This is a genomic window from Streptomyces sp. NPDC102467 (assembly GCF_044765445.1).
Taxonomy (GTDB): domain Bacteria; phylum Actinomycetota; class Actinomycetes; order Streptomycetales; family Streptomycetaceae; genus Streptomyces.
Map to the genome: position 1 here is coordinate 417,986 of NZ_JBIWKA010000007.1, position 15,704 is coordinate 433,689.

The window sequence follows — 15,704 nt, forward strand, 5'->3', positions numbered from 1 at the left end:
CATGAGTGGGGGCGGGACCGTCTGTCGGTCCCGCCCCCACTTATGTGCGTACGTACGGCGTCACTTCACCGGAGTGAAGTCCCGCGCCCCGATGAAGTCGGGGCGCCGGATGGGTGCCGCGAACGGCTCCACCGCCGTGTTCTCCACGCTGTTGAACACGATGAACACGTTCGAGCGCGGGTACGGGGTGATGTTGTCGCCCGAGCCGTGCAGGGCGTTGCAGTCGAACCAGGTCGCCGAGCCGGCCTTGCCGGTGAACAGCTTGATGCCGTGCGCGTCGGCGAACTTGGTGAGGGCCTCGTCCGAGGGGATGCCCGCGTCCTGCATCTGCAGCGACTTCTTGTAGTTGTCCTCCGGCGTCTCACCGGCGCAGCCCAGGAACGTCTTGTGCGATCCCGGCATGATCATGAGGCCGCCGTTGGTGTCGTAGTTCTCCGTCAGCGCGATGGAGACGGACACCGTCCGCATGTTCGCCAGACCGTCCTCGGCGTGCCAGGTCTCGAAGTCCGAGTGCCAGTAGAAGCCACTCGCCCCGAAGCCGGGCTTCACGTTGATCCGCGACTGGTGGACGTAGACGTCCGAGCCGAGGATCTGGCGGGCCCGGCCCACGATGCGCTCGTCGCGCACCAGGTTCGCGAACACCTCGCTGATCCGGTGCACCTCGAAGACGGAGCGCACGTCCTGCGTCTTCTTCTCGACGATCGAGCGCTCGTCGGCCTTGATCGCCGGATCGCTGACGAGACGGTTCAACTCGGCCTGATACACGCCGATCTCGTCCGGGCCGATCAGCTCATCGATCGCGAGGAAGCCGTCCCGTTCGAAGCCCGCGAGGTCCGATTCACGGATCGGGCCCCGCGCCCCCGGCGGCGACCAGACGACCGGGTCGACGCGCGGGGTGGCCACTTCGGAGGCACCGCGGGTCGGGTACAGATCGGTGATGTCGGGGTCCGCAGAGATGGCGGTCATCGGGATCAGGCCTCCTCGGGTTCGGTCAGCAGCGGGTATACGCCGTTCTCGTCGTGGTCCTCCCGCCCGGTGACAGGCGGGTTGAACACGCACACGCAGCGGAAGTCCGTCTTGGGCCGCAGCGTGTGGCGCTCGTGGCCGTTCAGGAGGTACATGGTGCCCGGCTCGATCCAGTGCTTCTCGCCGGTCTCCTTGTTGGTGAGCTCGGCCTCGCCCTCCACGCAGAGTACGGCCTCGATGTGGTTGGCGTACCACATGTCGGTCTCGGTACCCGCGTAGAGGATCGTCTCGTGCATGGAGAAGCCGACCTTCTCCTTGGCAAGGACGATGCGCTTGCTCTCCCACGTGCCGGACGCCGATTTCACGTGCCGGTCGGTGTTCTCGATCTCCTTGAACGAACGGACAATCACGGTGAGTTGCTGCCTCTCTCTTCTACGTTCCTGAGGGGGCGTCAGGCGGTTTCGCGCACAGCCCTGGTGAGTGTGCGCAGCCCCTCTTCCAGCTCCTCGGGCGTGATCGTCAGCGCCGGAAGCAGCTTGACGACCTCGCTCTGGGGGCCGGAGGTCTCGATGAGCAGACCGAGCTCGAAAGCGCGCTTGGCGACCTTTCCGGCCCGCTCCTTGTCGCGGAATTCAAGTCCCCACACCAGCCCGCGCCCGCGGTACTGGACGGTGTCGCCGGGGAACTCGTCGCGCAGCGCGCCGAGGGCCTCGTTGACCTGCTGGCCGCGGGCGAGCGTCTGCTTCTCCATGGCCGGGCCATCGGTCCAGTACGTCTCCAGGGCGGCGGCGGCCGTCACGAACGCGGGATTGTTGCCGCGGAACGTGCCGTTGTGCTCGCCCGGCTCCCAGACGTCGAGCTCCGGCTTGAACAGGCAGAGGGACATGGGGAGTCCGTACCCGCTGATGGACTTCGAAACAGTCACGATGTCCGGTGTGATGCCCGCCTCCTCGAAGGAGAAGAAGGCGCCGGTGCGGCCGCAGCCCATCTGGATGTCGTCGACGATGAGCAGCATGTCCCAGCGCTTGCACACGTCGGCGAGCTTGCGCAGCCACTCGGCGCGGGCCACGTTGATGCCGCCCTCGCCCTGCACCGTCTCGACGATCACGGCGGCGGGCTGGTTGAGGCCGGAGCCCTGGTCCTCGAGCAGCCGCTCGAACCAGATGAAGTCGGGCGTCTGGCCGTCCAGGTAGTTGTCGAACGGCATGGGCGTGCCGTGCACCAGCGGGATGCCGGCGCCCGCCCGCTTGAAGGCGTTGCCGGTGACGGCGAGCGAGCCGAGCGACATGCCGTGGAAGGCGTTCGTGAACGACACGATCGACTCGCGGCCCTTGACCTTACGGGCCAGCTTCAGCGCGGACTCGACGGCGTTGGTGCCCGTCGGGCCCGGGAACATGACCTTGTACGGCAGGTCGCGCGGGCGCAGGATGATGTTCTGGAAGGACTCCAGGAAGTTGCGCTTGGCCGACGTCGACATGTCGAGGCCGTGCGTGACGCCGTCCCGCTCCAGGTAGTCGATGAGGGCGCGTTTCAGCACCGGGTTGTTGTGGCCGTAGTTGAGCGAGCCGGCTCCCGAGAAGAAGTCCAGGTACTCGTGGCCGTCCTCGTCGTACATGCGGCTGCCCTGGGCCCGGTCGAAGACGGTGGGCCACGCGCGGCAGTAGCTGCGCACCTCCGACTCAAGGGTCTCGAAGACGCTCAGGTCCGGCTGGGTGATGGTCACAGCAAATGCTCCTCTTGAAAGGGGAGTTGAGGGGGGTTCACGATGGTCTCGGGACCGGCTAGACGGCCGGCGCGAGCGGTCCGATGCGGTACAGCTCTTCGGGCAGGTGCCCGTCGTCGGGGAACAGCCCCGCGTCGAAGAGGACCGTGCGCTCCACTCCGGCCCCGTGCCTGCGGGCGAAGGAGTGGAAGAGCGCCTGGGACGCCGCGTTGTCCGGCGTGATCGTCGTCTCGACGGTGGTGACCTGCCGCGCGGCGGCGACCTTCGCGGTCACTCCGTCCAGGAGCTCTCCGGCCAGACCGTGCCCGCGGTGGGCGTCGTCCACGGCGATCTGCCACACGACCAGGGTGTCCGGCCGCTCCGGCCGGATGTAGCCGGTGACGAATCCGGCGACCTCGCCGACCTCGTCGCGGGCCACCGCAGAGGTGGCCGCGAAGTCGCGGCACCACAGCAGATAGCTGTACGAGGAGTTGAGGTCGAGCACCTTGGAGTCACGTGCGATACGCCAGATCGCGGCCCCGTCGGCCACGCTGGGCTGGTCGAGCTGGAATTGCGCTTGTGCGGCGGTCATGCGAATTGAATTTACCGAGCAATTTCTGGAATTGCATCTGGGCCAGGGGTTACGCGATCGAGGGATCTGTGTTAACGCGCGCAGGTGGGCCCGCGCATGAGCTTTCTGAAGAATGTACCGATTTCACACGGATAAAACGGTCAAAACGCTGAGCTTGTGGAGTACGTCACAACGTCGAAACTGGTCGGACGCCCGTCCGAATTACGTCGGTTCCCGTTGTTGAAATCTTAGTGTTTACGACCTGGAAAAGCGGGCAGAAGCAGTACTGGAAGCTGTTCTGATAATTACCTGAAGAATGCCTGAAAGAAGAAATAGAAAAGCGCCGCCCGAAAAGGCGGCGCTCCTGTGTGCGGGAGGCTGTGTGGGAGACGGAGGGGATTATGCCCAGGCGCCCGCGACAGCCTTGCGCGCACCTTCCAGGTCCACCTCGGACCCGGCTTCCGCGAGCGCCCCGCCCAGAGCGGCCAGCGAGGACTGCACGACACCGCGGGTGGCCTGCGGACCGTAGTGGTTGACCCGGATCATCTCCGCGGCCAGCGCGCCGCCGCCCGCGACCAGGGGCAGCACCGGGTCGACGGCGAGGGCCTTCGCCACCAGCTCACGGGCGTCGGTCCCGGCGGGCGCCCGCAGCGTCGTGGCGACCGGAGCGGCGTCCCGGGCCTCATGGACGTACGGCTGCAGTCCTCCGCCCAGGGCAAGCGCTCCGGCCCGGGTCGCGGCGGCGGCGCTCGCGTGCCGGGCCATCAGGGCGTCGAGCCCCTCGCTCTCGATCCGGTCCACACACGCTTCGAGCGCCAGCATCTCCAACTGTGCCGGGGCGTGCAGCAGCGCCTTCCGGCCCCCCTCGATCCAGCGCTGCTTCCAGTCGAGCAGTGACAGGTATGAGTGCCGGGGCGCCTGCGGGTTGGCGGCCATCCGCTCCCAGGCCCGCGCGCTCACCGAGACGGCGGAGACCCCGGCCGGGCCGCCCATCGCCTTCTGCGCGCCGATCACGCACAGGTCCACGCCCCACGCGTCCGGCAGCACCGGCTCGGCGGCGATCGACGCCACCGCGTCGAGGTAGAACAGCGCGCCGTGCTCCCGCACCACCGCGCCGATCTCGGCGACCGGGTTGGTGTTGCCGGTCGCCGCCTCCGCGTGCACCAGCGAGACGAAGTCGATGTCAGGGTGCTCGGCGAACGCCTCCCGCACCTGATCGGCGGTGACGGCCGCGTGGAAGGGGACCGCCAGATCGTGCACGGTCGCCCCGCAGTCGCGCAGCCAGTCCCCGAAGGTCTGCCCGTACGGGCCGGTGATCACGTTCAGGGCGACGGTGCCGGGCCCCGCCGCCCCACGGATCGCGCCCTCCAGCGGCAGCAGCGCCTCACCCTGCATGATCACGACGTCCTGGGACGCGGACGTGTTCATGAGACGGGCCACGCGGTCCTCGATGGAGGCGAAGTGCTCCGCGCTCAGGGGGGCCAGATCGAGAAACGGATGCGTCACGGTGGTGCTCTCTTCGCTCACGGGTTCGGACGGGATGCCGTTGTCGAGCGTACCCACCCCCCTCATAGGCTTCGCGCATGAGTGAGCCGAGCCCAGCAGAGGTGCTGCACGTGACCGGAAGGGTCCTGGCCGGACCCGAGGACGTACGCGACGAACTGTGGGTGATCGACGGCCGGATCACTTACGACCGGCCGACCGCCGCGGGCCTGGACGTGACGACGGTCGACGGCTGGACGCTCCCCGGACTCGTCGACGCGCACTGCCACGTCGGCCTCGACACCCACGGCCCGGTCCCCGCCGAGACCGCGGAGAAGCAGGCCCTGACCGACCGCGACCACGGCACCCTGCTGCTGCGTGACGCGGGCTCGCCCTCCGACACCCGCTGGATCGACGACCGCGAGGACCTCCCGAAGATCATCCGCGCGGGCCGGCACATCGCCCGCACCCGCCGCTACATCCGCAACTACGCCCACGAGATCGAGCCGGACGAACTCGTCGCGTACGTCGCCCAGGAAGCCCGGCGCGGCGACGGCTGGGTCAAACTGGTCGGCGACTGGATCGACCGCGACATCGGCGACCTCAGCGCCTGCTGGCCGCGCGAAGCCGTCGAGGCGGCCATCGCCGAGGCCCACCGGCTCGGCGCCCGGGTCACGGCCCACTGCTTCGCCGAGGATTCCCTGCGCGACCTCGTCGAGGCGGGCATCGACTGCATCGAGCACGCCACAGGACTCACCGAGGACACCATCCCGCTCTTCGCGGAGCGAGGCGTCGCGATCGTCCCGACCCTCGTCAACATCGCCACGTTCCCGCAGCTCGCGAAGGGCGGCGACGAGAAGTTCCCGCGCTGGTCGGCGCACCTGCGGCGGCTTCACGACCGCCGCTACGACACGGTCCGCGCCGCCTACGACGCCGGAGTCCCGGTCTACGTCGGCACCGACGCGGGCGGCGCCCTCGCCCACGGCCTGGTCGCAGGGGAGGTGGCCGAACTGGTGAAGGCGGGCATCCCCCCGGTCGAGGCGCTCTCGGCCACCGCCTGGGGAGCCCGCGAGTGGCTCGGCCGCCCGGCACTCGAGGAGGGCGCCCCGGCGGACCTCGTCGTGTACGAGACGGACCCGCGGGCGGAGGTGGGAGTGCTGGCCGCGCCACGCCGGATCGTGCTGCGGGGCAAGGTCGTGGGGTAGTGGGCAGCGGGTTAGCGGGGGCGCGGGCAACAGATAGAGGCCCCCGCCCGCCGGAGCGCCCCTCAGGCCCGCGCCGCGCGCCACCGCGCCGGCAGCTGGTCCAACGGCTCCCGGCCGGCAACGAGCGCACCGCCCTCCACGTACCCCTCGGGCCGCTCCGTCAGCTCCGCGACGAGCCGCGCACGCCACTCGGCGACGTCCTCCGGTGCGTCCGGCGCCAGATCGTGCAGCTCGTGCGGGTCCGCGTCCAGGTCGAAAAGCTGCTCGCGTCCCGCGCCCGAGAACCACACGTACTTGCTGTGCCCGTCGGTCAGCCAGTGCATCGACTCCCCGAACAGGGCGTGCTCGCCGTGCAAGTACGGACGTGGTGAGGGAAGTTGAACGCCCCGCGCCGCCGGAAGCAGGCTGTGCCCGTCGAGGCCGTCCGGCACCGGCAGCTCCGCGCACTCCAGCAGCGTAGGCATGATGTCGCGGAGCTCGGCCACCGTGCCGGAGCCGACGACGGTCCCCCTGGGCAGCGCCCCGCGCGGCCCCGCGAGGATCAACGGCACCCGCGCCGACCCCTCGTACGGATACGCCTTCCGCCACAGCCGGTGCTCGCCGAGCATCTCGCCGTGGTCCGACGTGAAGCAGATCCAGGTGTCGTCGGCGAGCCGGAACTCGTCGAGCGCCTGCACGAACCGGTTGATCTGCTGGTCGATGTGGGACATGTGGCCGTAGTAGCCGGCCCGCGCACGATGGACCGTACGGCCGTCGTACGACGCGTAGTTGGCGTCGGCGCGCGTGTCGTCACGCCACTCCTCCAGGGCCCCGGCCCAGTCACCCACCACCGGCCGGTACTCGGGCGCGTCCAGATACTGCTCGAACGCCCAGCGCGGCGGATCGTAGGGCGGATGCGGCCGGTGGAAGGAGAGGTGGAGCAGGAAAGGCGCCGTCGGATCCCGCCGGTACAAAAAGTCGACCGCCTCCGTCACCACCCAGTTCGTCGGGTGCAGCCGCTCCGGGCGGTCCCACGGCCGCGCCACCACGCTGTTGCAGTCGAGGCCGTGGTCCGTGTACTCGCCGCCGCCGGGCTGCCGCTCCAGCCATGCCAGATAGTCGTCGTGGAACCGCGGATCGGTCCGCCGGTCCCGGGCGAAGTGCAAGTACCCGTCGTGCAACGTCACTTCGTCGAACCCGATGCGACGGCGCTCCGGGTACGCGTGCAGCTTCCCGATCGCCCGCGTCTGGTACCCGTGCCGCCCGAACTCGCCCGCCAGCGTCACCGGGTACTCCCACGGCACCCCGTCGCGGTACCCGGTGCGGCCGTGCGAGGTCTGCGCGAGCCCGGTGTGCAGCGCGGCCCGCGCGGGGATGCAGGACGGCACCGCCGTGTACGCGCGGTCGAACCGGGCGCCGCGGCCCGCAAGTTGATCCAGATAGGGCGTCCGTACCACCGGGTGGCCCGCGGCCGAGAGACAGTCGCCGCGCCACTGGTCGGCGGTGATCAGAACGACGTTGCGCGGCATCGAACTCCTCTGCCCAGTACACGGGTTGACACAGCGTGACCTGCGCGGGCAGCTGCTCGTTGCACACAACTTGTCCGCGCCCGCGCTGTCAACCGGCGCATGGGGGCGGGTGGCCGGTTCGGGTGACATCAGAGTGGCTTCAGGGAACAGGCGAGCCCGAAGATTCGAAGACATGCACGGAAACCCCCCTTTGGGGTGAACTCACTTCGGGTTGCCGCCCGTTCACTCTCAGTGCGTAAAGATTCCCTCATCGATGACCGGTCGACGGTGTCGGTGGCGCCGCGTGTGTCCCCATGCGCACGCTCCGACGTCCCGTGTGCTGTTCATCTCTCGTCCTGAACTGTCCCGACCGGTCTTCTTCTGTCCTCTCTCATCCTGAGCTGTACCGACCGGTCTCCTTCTGTCCTCTCTCGTCACCTTTCGTCCTCTACTGGGGGTCCCACCAGCATGCCCAGCTCCACTGTCACCACTGCTCTGCGCACGCCCGCCCACCGCATCGCCGCTACGGCCGTGGCGACCGTGCTCGCCGCCGGACCCGCCGTGCTCGCGACCGCGGGCCCCGCCGCGGCGACCGGCGACCACGGCGGCAAGGCCGGCGCGGTCGTGCTCCGCACGGGCCTGGACGTCTCTCTCCTGAACAAGACCGTGAACGTCCCGCTCAAGGTCGCGCTGAACGAGGTGCAGGCCCCCGCCAGCGCCGAGAAGACCGCGCTGTCCGTGCAGTTGGACGGCGTCGACGGCAACCGGCCGTTCAGCGTGCTCCGCGCGGACGTGGCGAAGGCGAGGGCGACCGTCGACGCCAAGAAGGCGGAGGGCTTCACGCAGCTCGTCCACGCCAAGGTCCACATCCCCGGCCTGCCGCTGCTCTCCCTGATCGAGGTCGACCAGGTCACCTCGAAGGCCCTGTGCGAGGCCGGCAAGAAACCGGTCGCCGAATCGAACCTGCTGGGCTCTGTCACGGTGCTCGGCAAGAAGGTGACGCTGAGCACGGGAGGCACCACGGAGGTCAAGGTCCCGGGCGTCGGTGAGGTCTCGCTCGGCCTGTCCACCACGTCGACGACCTCGACGACGGCGGCCGCGTCCGCGCTGCAACTGAAGGTTTCCGTGAACCCTCTCAAGCTGAACGTCGCCGAGGTCAACGGCGAGGTCACCCTGGCCGGCGCCACCTGCGAATCCCCGAAGCCGGCCGCGCCGCCCGCCTCCCCGAAGCCGGCGGACGACACCGAGGTGAAGCCCCAGGGCACCAAGGCCGACCTGGCGGAAACGGGCGGCAACTCGATGACGCCGTACATCGCGGGCGGCGCGATCGTCCTCCTGGTCGCGGGCGGCGGCGCCGTGGCCATGGCCCGCCGCGGGCGCACGCGCGCGTAGTCGCGATCTGGGGGCAGGGGGGGAGGGGCGCTGCTGGGGGGCGGCGCCCCGTTGGGGGCACCGGGAACGGCGCGACCAGCCGCGACTCAGCCGCCCAGCGCCTCTCTCAACGCCGCCACGAACCCCGCACTGACATCCCGGCCCCGCACGGCAACCCGGACCCAGTCCTGTCCCAACCCCGGAAACGTATCGCCCCGCCGCACAGCGAACCCGGCAGCACGCAACCGCTCCCGCACAGCGCACGCGTCCGGTACCCGTACCAACAGGAACGGCCCCTCCGCAGGACCCGCCACCGACACCCCGAGACCGGTCAACTCCCGCAACAGGCCCACCAGATACTCCCGGTCCGCCGCGACCGCCAGCGCCGCGTCGGCCGCCTCCGCGCCCCCCCGCTCCGAGACACACGCCAGCGCGGCCACCAGCGCGGGCGACGACACCGGCCACAACGGCTGCGCGCGCTCCAGGGCGGCCACCACCTCCGGCTCGGCCAGCACGTACCCGATGCGCAGCCCGGCAAGGCCCCACGTCTTCGTCAGGCTCCGCAGCACCACCAGACCCGGCACATCGGTCCGCCCGGCCAGGGACTCCCGCTCGTCCGGCACGGCGTCCATGAACGCCTCGTCGACCACGAGCACCCGGCCAGGCCGCGCGAGCCGGGCCACCTCATCGGCGGGATGCAGCACGGACGTCGGGTTCGTCGGATTACCGACGACCACCAGGTCCGCGTCCCCGGGCACCAGCGCGGCATCGAGCCGGAAGCCGTCCGCCTCCCGCAACAGCACCCGGCCCACCGCGTGCCCGGCATCCTCCAGCGCCGCCTCCGGCTCCGTGAACTGCGGATGCACCACCACAGGGCGCCGTACCGCAAGCGCCCGCGCCAGCAGGACGAACGCCTCCGCCGCCCCGGCCGTGAGCAGGACCCGCTCCACCGGCACCCCGTGCCGCGCCGCCACCGCCGCCCGCGCGGCCCGCCCGTCCGGATACGCGGCGAGACCCTCCAGCGACCCGGCGAGGTGCTCCCGCAGCCACGCGGGCGGCGTACCGGTGCGGACGTTCACCGCGAGATCCGTCAACTTCTCCCCGTCGTCCCGCACTTCCGCATCTCCGTGATGCCGCAGATCGGGCCCGTCCGCCGTGGCCGAGGGCCCGGCGGGCGCCTCCCCGCGCCGCACCTCCACCTCCGGGTGCGCGGCGGCCCACCCCAGGGCCTGCTCCCAGAACCGGTCCGGCGGCAGCGCCTCGTACGGCAGCACGACCACCCGCCGCGCCCCGAGAGCCGCACACCGGTCGAGCCCCGACGGCACGTCCGGCGCCGCCGCCGACACGAAGGCCGGCTCCACCCCGGCGTACCCGCTGCCCTCCCACAACAGGCGTGCGGCCGCCGCGAGTTCGGCATTGACCGCGGAGTCGGCAGAGCCCTGCCCCACGAGGAGGACCGTCACATCGGCCCGGTCGAACGGGGCGCGGGCGACGCCGCCCAGGACGTCGTCGAGCCGCCGCTCCAGGGCGGCGAGCAGGGCCGGGGGAGGAGTGTGCACGGTACTGACTCCTTGCGGGGTACGGAAAGACGTACAAGACGTACGAGGTGGAGGGGCCGAGCGGGACCGGACCCTACCCGGCCCTGGCCACCGCACACGTCACCCGTCCGGCCCCTCCGCCGGCCCCCGTCGAGATGCGCTTGGGAACGAGCAGCTCACCCCCGCCGACGAGCGCGGCGGCCTCGGCGACCGACGGCGTGCCCACCGCGCCGCGCGCCCCCTCCGAGGGGTGCGGCACCGGCACGGCGGCGAGCGTCCCGGCGTCGTACGTCACCAGCGGCACCCCGAGCGCCCCGGCCGCCGCCACGATCCCGGGCTCCTGCCCCTTCACGTCGACCGTCACGAGCGCCACCACGTCGCCCGCCCCGGCACCCGCCTCGTCCAGCACGGCCCGGACGAGCCCGAGGACCTCGTCCGGGGCCACCCCGGCGCGGGCCCCGACCCCGACGATCACGGCATCCGGGCGGTGTCGGATGTGCGCCGCGGGGGTCGGATGGGTTAGGCAGTGCCCATGGCGGTGTTCGTGGCGCTCGGCGCTTTTGTGATGACCCTGGTCGGCGGCTGGACCGCGAGGCGGGTCACCGACCGGCGCCACCTGGTGCTCGGGCTCGCGGGTGGACTGATGCTCGGCGTGGTCGGCCTCGACCTGCTGCCGGAGGCCCTGGACGCGGCGGGCGGCCCGGTCTTCGGGGTGCCGGCGGCGCTGCTGCTGTTCGTCGCGGGGTTCCTCGGCGCGCACGTCCTGGAACACCTCCTCGCCCAGCGCCAGGCCGCCCACGGGGCCGCCGAGCACGGACACGGGCGGACTCCCGAGGTCGGCCTCACGGCGGCCGGGGCGATGGTCGGGCACAGCATGATGGACGGCATCGCGATCGGCGCCGCGTTCCAGGTGGGCGGCGGCATGGGCCTCGCCGTGGCGCTCGCGGTGATCGCGCACGACTTCGCCGACGGCTTCAACACGTACACGATCACGCGCCTGTACGGGAACGCCCGCCGCAAGGCGACGATGATGCTGCTGGCCGACGCCGCGGCCCCCGTGGTGGGCGCCGCCTCGACACTCCTGTTCACCATTCCGGAGCAACTGCTCGGCGGCTATCTCGGATTCTTCGGCGGAGTGCTGCTGTACCTGGCGGCGGCCGAGATCCTGCCCGAGGCCCACCACGACCACCCCGCCCGCTCGACCCTGCTGTGCACGGTCGCGGGCGCGGCGTTCATCTGGCTCGTCGTGGGCCTCGCCGGCTGAGAGCGCGGAGCTCACGGCGTGCCGCCGCACCGGTCCACGAGGCGCCGGGCGATGTCCGGAAGGGCCGCCCAGTGGGTGTGCAGATAACTGGCGTGCACACCCTGCTGTACGAAGCCCTCGACGCGCGGCGTCGGAAGCCGCATCCCCCACGCGGGCGCGGGCCCCGCGCCCGGTTCGAGGGCGGTGCGGTGGAACTCGTGGCCGCGCAGCCGGGCCCCGGCCGGTGCCAGCACGCTGTCGGAGACGGCGACGGCGTCCCGGTAGCCGAGCGTGAGCCGGCTCGTCATCCGCGCGTCCGCGTCCAGCACCCCGCACATCTCCTGTCCGTCGAGGGACCGCGACAGATACAGCAGGCCCGCGCATTCGGCGACCACCGGGGCGCCCGAGCGGGCCAGTTCCGCCACGGCCTTGCGGAGCTGTCCGTTGGCGGAGAGCTCGGGGGCGTAGACCTCAGGGAAGCCACCGCCGATGACGACCGCGGCGGTGCCCTCGGGGAGGTGTTCGTCGTGGAGGGGGTCGAAGGTGGCCACCTGGGCGCCCGCCGCCGTCAGCAGTTCGGCGTGCTCGGCGTAGGAGAAGGTGAAGGCGGGGCCGCCCGCCACCGCCACGACCGGCTTACCGCGCGCCTCGGCCGACCGCACCTGCGAGGACACCGGACCCCGCACCTCCGAGGGCGCCGCGCTCCACGCCTCCGTCATCAGCGGCGGCGCCGTACGCGCCAGCGCCAGCAGCCCCTCCAGATCGCACCCCGCGCGCACCATCGCCGCGGCCGCGCGCACCGAACCCACCGCATCGGAACTCCGCTCGGCCACCGGGACGAGTCCCAAGTGACGTGCGGGCGTGGCTACTTGAGCCTCCCGGCGCAGTGCGCCGAAGACCGGGACGCCGACCTCCTCCAGGGCTTCCCGGAGCAACAGCTCGTGCCGCTCCGAGCCGACCTTGTTGAGGATGACGCCCGCGAGCCGGATCTGCGGGTCGAACGAGGCGAAGCCGTGCACGAGCGCCGCCACCGACCGGGACTGCGACGAGGCGTCGACGACCAGGACGACGGGGGCCTTGAGCAGCTTGGCGACATGAGCCGTCGACGCCAGCTCGCCCTGCCCCGAAGCGCCGTCGAACAGGCCCATCACGCCTTCCACGACCGCCAGTTCGCAGCCCCGCGCGCCGTGCGCGAACAGCGGGCCGACCAGGTCGGGCCCGCACATGTACGCGTCCAGATTCCGGCCGGGGCGTCCGGTCGCGAGGGCGTGGTAGCCCGGGTCGATGTAGTCGGGCCCGACCTTGTGCGGCGACACGGCGAGACCGCGCTCGGCGAAGGCGGCCATCAGCCCCGTCGCCACGGTCGTCTTGCCGGACCCGGACGCGGGCGCGGCGATGACCAGCCGCGGTACGTCCACGGTCGCCGCCCCAGTGGTACCTGTCGTGCCTGTCACCACTCGATGCCCCGCTGGCCCTTCTGGCCCGTGTCCATCGGGTGCTTCACCTTCGACATGTCGGTGACGAGATCCGCGAACTCGACCAGCTTCTCCGGGGCGTTGCGGCCCGTGATGACGACGTGCTGCGTGCCGGGACGCCCGCGCAGCACCTCCACCACCTCGTCCACGTCGATCCAGCCCCAGTGCATCGGATACGCGAACTCGTCGAGCACGTACAGCTTGTACGTCTCGGCGGCCAGGTCCCGCTTCACCTGCTCCCAGCCCTCACGGGCCTTCTCTTCATTGTCGGCCTGGTCGTCGCGCTGCACCCACGACCAGCCCTCGCCCATCTTGTGCCAGTCGACGGTGCCGCCCTCACCGGAGGCGCCGAGGACCTTCAGCGCGTTCTCCTCGCCGACCTTCCACTTCGCCGACTTGACGAACTGGAACACCCCGATCGGCCAGCCCTGGTTCCAGGCGCGCAGCGCGAGCCCGAACGCGGCCGTCGACTTGCCCTTGCCGATGCCCGTGTGCACGAACACCAGCGGGCGGTTGCGGCGCTGACGAGTCGTCAGCCCGTCGTCCGGTACGACACTCGGCTGTCCCTGCGGCATCAGGCGGCCCTCCTGCGGGTCTGGTTCGTTCCCTGTACGTCCTTGACGAGTCCGGCGATGGCGTCGGCCCGCAGGTCCTCCAACGTGACGGCGGTGCCGCCGAGTTGACCGGCCAGTTGCCCGGCGAGCCCGAGCCGCACCAGGCCCGACTCGCAGTCGACGACCACGGACGCCGTGCCCTCGGTGGCGTGCAGCCCGGCCGCGCGTCCCGCCAGCTTCACCGGCTCGGGGCCGCCCGTGGCCCGCCCGTCCGTCACGACGACCATCAGCGGCCGCCGCGCCGGGTCCCGCAGCCGCTCCACGCGCAGCACCTCGTGCGCCTTGAGCAGCCCCGCGGCCAGCGGCGTACGCCCACCGGTCGGCAGCGTCTCCAGGCGGGCCGCGGCCGTGTCCACGCTCGATGTCGGCGGCAGCGCCACCTCGGCCCCCGTCCCGCGGAACGTCACGAGGCCCACCTTGTCGCGCCGCTGGTAGGCGTCGAGCAGCAGCGACAGCACGGCGCCCTTCACGGCGCCCATCCGCTGCCGCGCGGCCATCGACCCGGAGGCGTCCACGACGAAGAGGACCAGGTTTCCCTCGCGGCCCTCCCGGGTGGCCTGCCGCAGGTCGTCGCGGCGCACGACCAGCCCGCGGCCCGAGCGGCCGCGTGCCCGCTGGTGCGGCGCCGCCGCCTGCACCGTCGCCGCCAGATGCAGCTTGGTCAGGGCGCCCCGGGGCCGCACCGCGCCCGTCGTGCGGCCGTGCTCGGTCCGCGCCCTGGACCGGCGCCCGGCGGCGCCTTCGCCCAGACCCGGGACGCTCAGCATCTTCGTACGGAACGGCTCACCGGCCGAGACGGCCCGCTGCTCCCGGGCCCCGCCGGACGCGGGCGCGCCCGCCGGTTCCTCGGGGGCCTCCTGCGACGCGGCGCCGGGCTCCTCGGGGTCGTCCTGCGGGGACCCCTCTTGCGGTCCCTCCTGCTCAGGTCCGTCCTGCGGGCCGTTCCGCGGCGGGAGCCCGCCACCACCGTCCGGACCTCCGTCATCGGGGCCGTCGGGCTCGGGATCGTCCTCAGCGGCGGGGTCGTCGGGGCCGAACTCGTCCAGGGTCTCGTCGAGCTTGTCCTCGTCGAGCCCCGGCGCGTCGAAGGGATTGCGCCGCCGCCGGTGCGGGAGCGCGAGCAGCGCGGCCTGCCGCACGTCCTCCGCGAGCACATCGGTGCGCCCCGCCCACGCGGCGAGCGCGGTCGCGGTACGCGCCATCACGATGTCGGCCCGCATCCCGTCCACCTCGAACGCGGCGCAGGTCGCGGCGATCCGCGTCAACGCCCCGTCACCGAGGCGCACTTGGGGCAGCAGGGCGCGAGCGGCGACGATCCGCTCGCGCACGTCAGCCTCCTCGCCGGCCCAGCGTGCGGTGAAGCTCTCGGGGTCGTCGTCGTAGGCGAGCCGCCGCTTGACGACCTGCACGCGCTGTTCCGGCTCCCGCGACGCGGCGACCTCCACGGTCAGCCCGAACCGGTCGAGCAACTGCGGCCGGAGCTCGCCCTCTTCGGGGTTCATCGTCCCGACGAGAAGGAAGCGTGCCGCGTGCCGTACGGAGACGCCCTCGCGCTCTACGTAGGAGGCGCCCATGGCCGCGGCGTCGAGGAGAAGATCGACCAGGTGGTCGTGGAGCAGGTTCACCTCGTCGACGTAGAGGATTCCGCGGTGCGCGTCGGCGAGCAGACCCGGCTCGAAGGCCTTCACGCCCTCGGCGAGCGCCCGTTCGATGTCGAGCGCGCCGACGAGTCGGTCCTCGGACGCGCCGACCGGCAACTCGACCATGCGCGCGGCGCGTTGAGCCCCAGGGCCGACCTCGTGCGGCCCGTCAGGGCACTGTGGGTCGGGCGCTGTCGGGGCGCACGAGAACCGGCACCCCGGGACCACGTCCACATCGGGCAGCAGCGACGAAAGCGCCCGCACGGCAGTGGACTTGGCGGTCCCCTTCTCGCCGCGCACGAGCACACCACCGACGGCGGGCGACACGGCGTTGAGCAGGAGAGCGAGCCGCAGATCGTCTTGGCCGACGAGGGCCGTGAAGGGGTAGGGGGTGGGCATCAGCGGTCAAC

Annotated in this window: 14 protein-coding genes and 1 pseudogene; 3 read left to right on the forward strand and 12 right to left on the reverse strand. The window is 71.6% G+C overall.

The annotated features are described in order from the left end of the window. Positions 1–60: 60 nt before the first annotated feature. The 5 genes from thpD to ACIREE_RS17290 form a co-directional block, all read right to left on the reverse strand. The gene (gene thpD / locus ACIREE_RS17270; RefSeq protein WP_404152124.1) at positions 61–966 is read right to left on the reverse strand and encodes an ectoine hydroxylase; all 906 of its coding nucleotides are present in this window, start codon (positions 964–966) and stop codon (positions 61–63) included. Positions 967–971: 5 nt separating this feature from the next. Next, positions 972–1,376 carry an ectoine synthase gene (locus ACIREE_RS17275; RefSeq protein ID WP_404152126.1) on the reverse strand — a complete coding sequence of 135 codons (405 nt, stop codon included), beginning with the start codon at positions 1,374–1,376 and terminating at the stop codon, positions 972–974. 41 nt (positions 1,377–1,417) lie between these two features. Further along, a complete protein-coding gene (gene ectB / locus ACIREE_RS17280; RefSeq protein ID WP_404152129.1) occupies positions 1,418–2,689 on the reverse strand; it encodes a diaminobutyrate--2-oxoglutarate transaminase in 1,272 nt (423 codons plus the stop codon). A gap of 58 nt (positions 2,690–2,747) precedes the next feature. Further along, the gene (gene ectA / locus ACIREE_RS17285; RefSeq protein ID WP_404152132.1) at positions 2,748–3,260 is read right to left on the reverse strand and encodes a diaminobutyrate acetyltransferase; all 513 of its coding nucleotides are present in this window, start codon (positions 3,258–3,260) and stop codon (positions 2,748–2,750) included. 378 nt (positions 3,261–3,638) lie between these two features. After that, the gene (locus ACIREE_RS17290) at positions 3,639–4,745 is read right to left on the reverse strand and encodes a pyridoxal-phosphate-dependent aminotransferase family protein (RefSeq protein WP_404152332.1); all 1,107 of its coding nucleotides are present in this window, start codon (positions 4,743–4,745) and stop codon (positions 3,639–3,641) included. Positions 4,746–4,822: 77 nt separating this feature from the next. On the opposite strand from ACIREE_RS17290, the gene ACIREE_RS17295 reads away from it, so the two are divergent. Beyond that, a complete protein-coding gene (locus ACIREE_RS17295) occupies positions 4,823–5,926 on the forward strand; it encodes an amidohydrolase family protein (RefSeq protein WP_404152134.1) in 1,104 nt (367 codons plus the stop codon). A 62-nt stretch (positions 5,927–5,988) separates the two neighbouring features. Here ACIREE_RS17295 and ACIREE_RS17300 read toward each other — a convergent pair whose 3' ends face one another. Continuing rightward, positions 5,989–7,434, reverse strand: a complete 1,446-nt coding sequence (locus ACIREE_RS17300) for an arylsulfatase (RefSeq protein WP_404152137.1) — start codon at positions 7,432–7,434, stop codon at positions 5,989–5,991. 447 nt (positions 7,435–7,881) lie between these two features. Between ACIREE_RS17300 and ACIREE_RS17305 the strand changes: the two genes are divergently transcribed. Continuing rightward, positions 7,882–8,805 (forward strand): SCO1860 family LAETG-anchored protein, encoded by a 924-nt coding sequence (locus ACIREE_RS17305; protein WP_404152140.1) that lies wholly within the window; start codon positions 7,882–7,884, stop codon positions 8,803–8,805. A gap of 86 nt (positions 8,806–8,891) precedes the next feature. Here the strand turns inward: ACIREE_RS17305 and cobC are convergent, their stop codons facing one another. From cobC to ACIREE_RS17320, 3 genes and pseudogenes are all read right to left on the reverse strand, one after another. Next, positions 8,892–9,983, reverse strand: a complete 1,092-nt coding sequence (gene cobC / locus ACIREE_RS17310; protein WP_404152335.1) for an Rv2231c family pyridoxal phosphate-dependent protein CobC — start codon at positions 9,981–9,983, stop codon at positions 8,892–8,894. A gap of 123 nt (positions 9,984–10,106) precedes the next feature. Continuing rightward, a pseudogene (locus ACIREE_RS17315) lies at positions 10,107–10,439 on the reverse strand (hypothetical protein); the annotation flags it as partial. After that, entirely contained in the window at positions 10,417–10,797 is a 381-nt protein-coding gene (locus ACIREE_RS17320) for a cobalamin biosynthesis protein (protein ID WP_404152143.1), read from the reverse strand. The pseudogene ACIREE_RS17315 and the gene ACIREE_RS17320, both read right to left, overlap by 23 nt. A 57-nt stretch (positions 10,798–10,854) precedes the next feature. On the opposite strand from ACIREE_RS17320, the gene ACIREE_RS17325 reads away from it, so the two are divergent. Next, positions 10,855–11,586: a ZIP family metal transporter gene (locus ACIREE_RS17325; RefSeq protein ID WP_404152146.1), complete on the forward strand. Its 732-nt coding sequence runs from the start codon at positions 10,855–10,857 to the stop codon at positions 11,584–11,586. A gap of 11 nt (positions 11,587–11,597) precedes the next feature. Here ACIREE_RS17325 and ACIREE_RS17330 read toward each other — a convergent pair whose 3' ends face one another. Genes ACIREE_RS17330 through ACIREE_RS17340 form a run of 3 tightly spaced genes read right to left on the reverse strand, consistent with a single transcriptional unit; the run spans position 11,598 to position 15,693 of the window. Next, the gene (locus tag ACIREE_RS17330; RefSeq protein WP_404152148.1) at positions 11,598–12,983 is read right to left on the reverse strand and encodes a cobyrinate a,c-diamide synthase; all 1,386 of its coding nucleotides are present in this window, start codon (positions 12,981–12,983) and stop codon (positions 11,598–11,600) included. A gap of 32 nt (positions 12,984–13,015) precedes the next feature. Continuing rightward, complete coding sequence (gene cobO, locus ACIREE_RS17335; RefSeq protein WP_404152151.1) at positions 13,016–13,615, reverse strand: cob(I)yrinic acid a,c-diamide adenosyltransferase; 600 nt, start codon at positions 13,613–13,615, stop codon at positions 13,016–13,018. Beyond that, entirely contained in the window at positions 13,615–15,693 is a 2,079-nt protein-coding gene (locus ACIREE_RS17340; RefSeq protein ID WP_404152154.1) for a putative cobaltochelatase, read from the reverse strand. The genes cobO and ACIREE_RS17340 overlap by 1 nt, the downstream gene beginning before the upstream one ends. Positions 15,694–15,704: the final 11 nt, after the last annotated feature.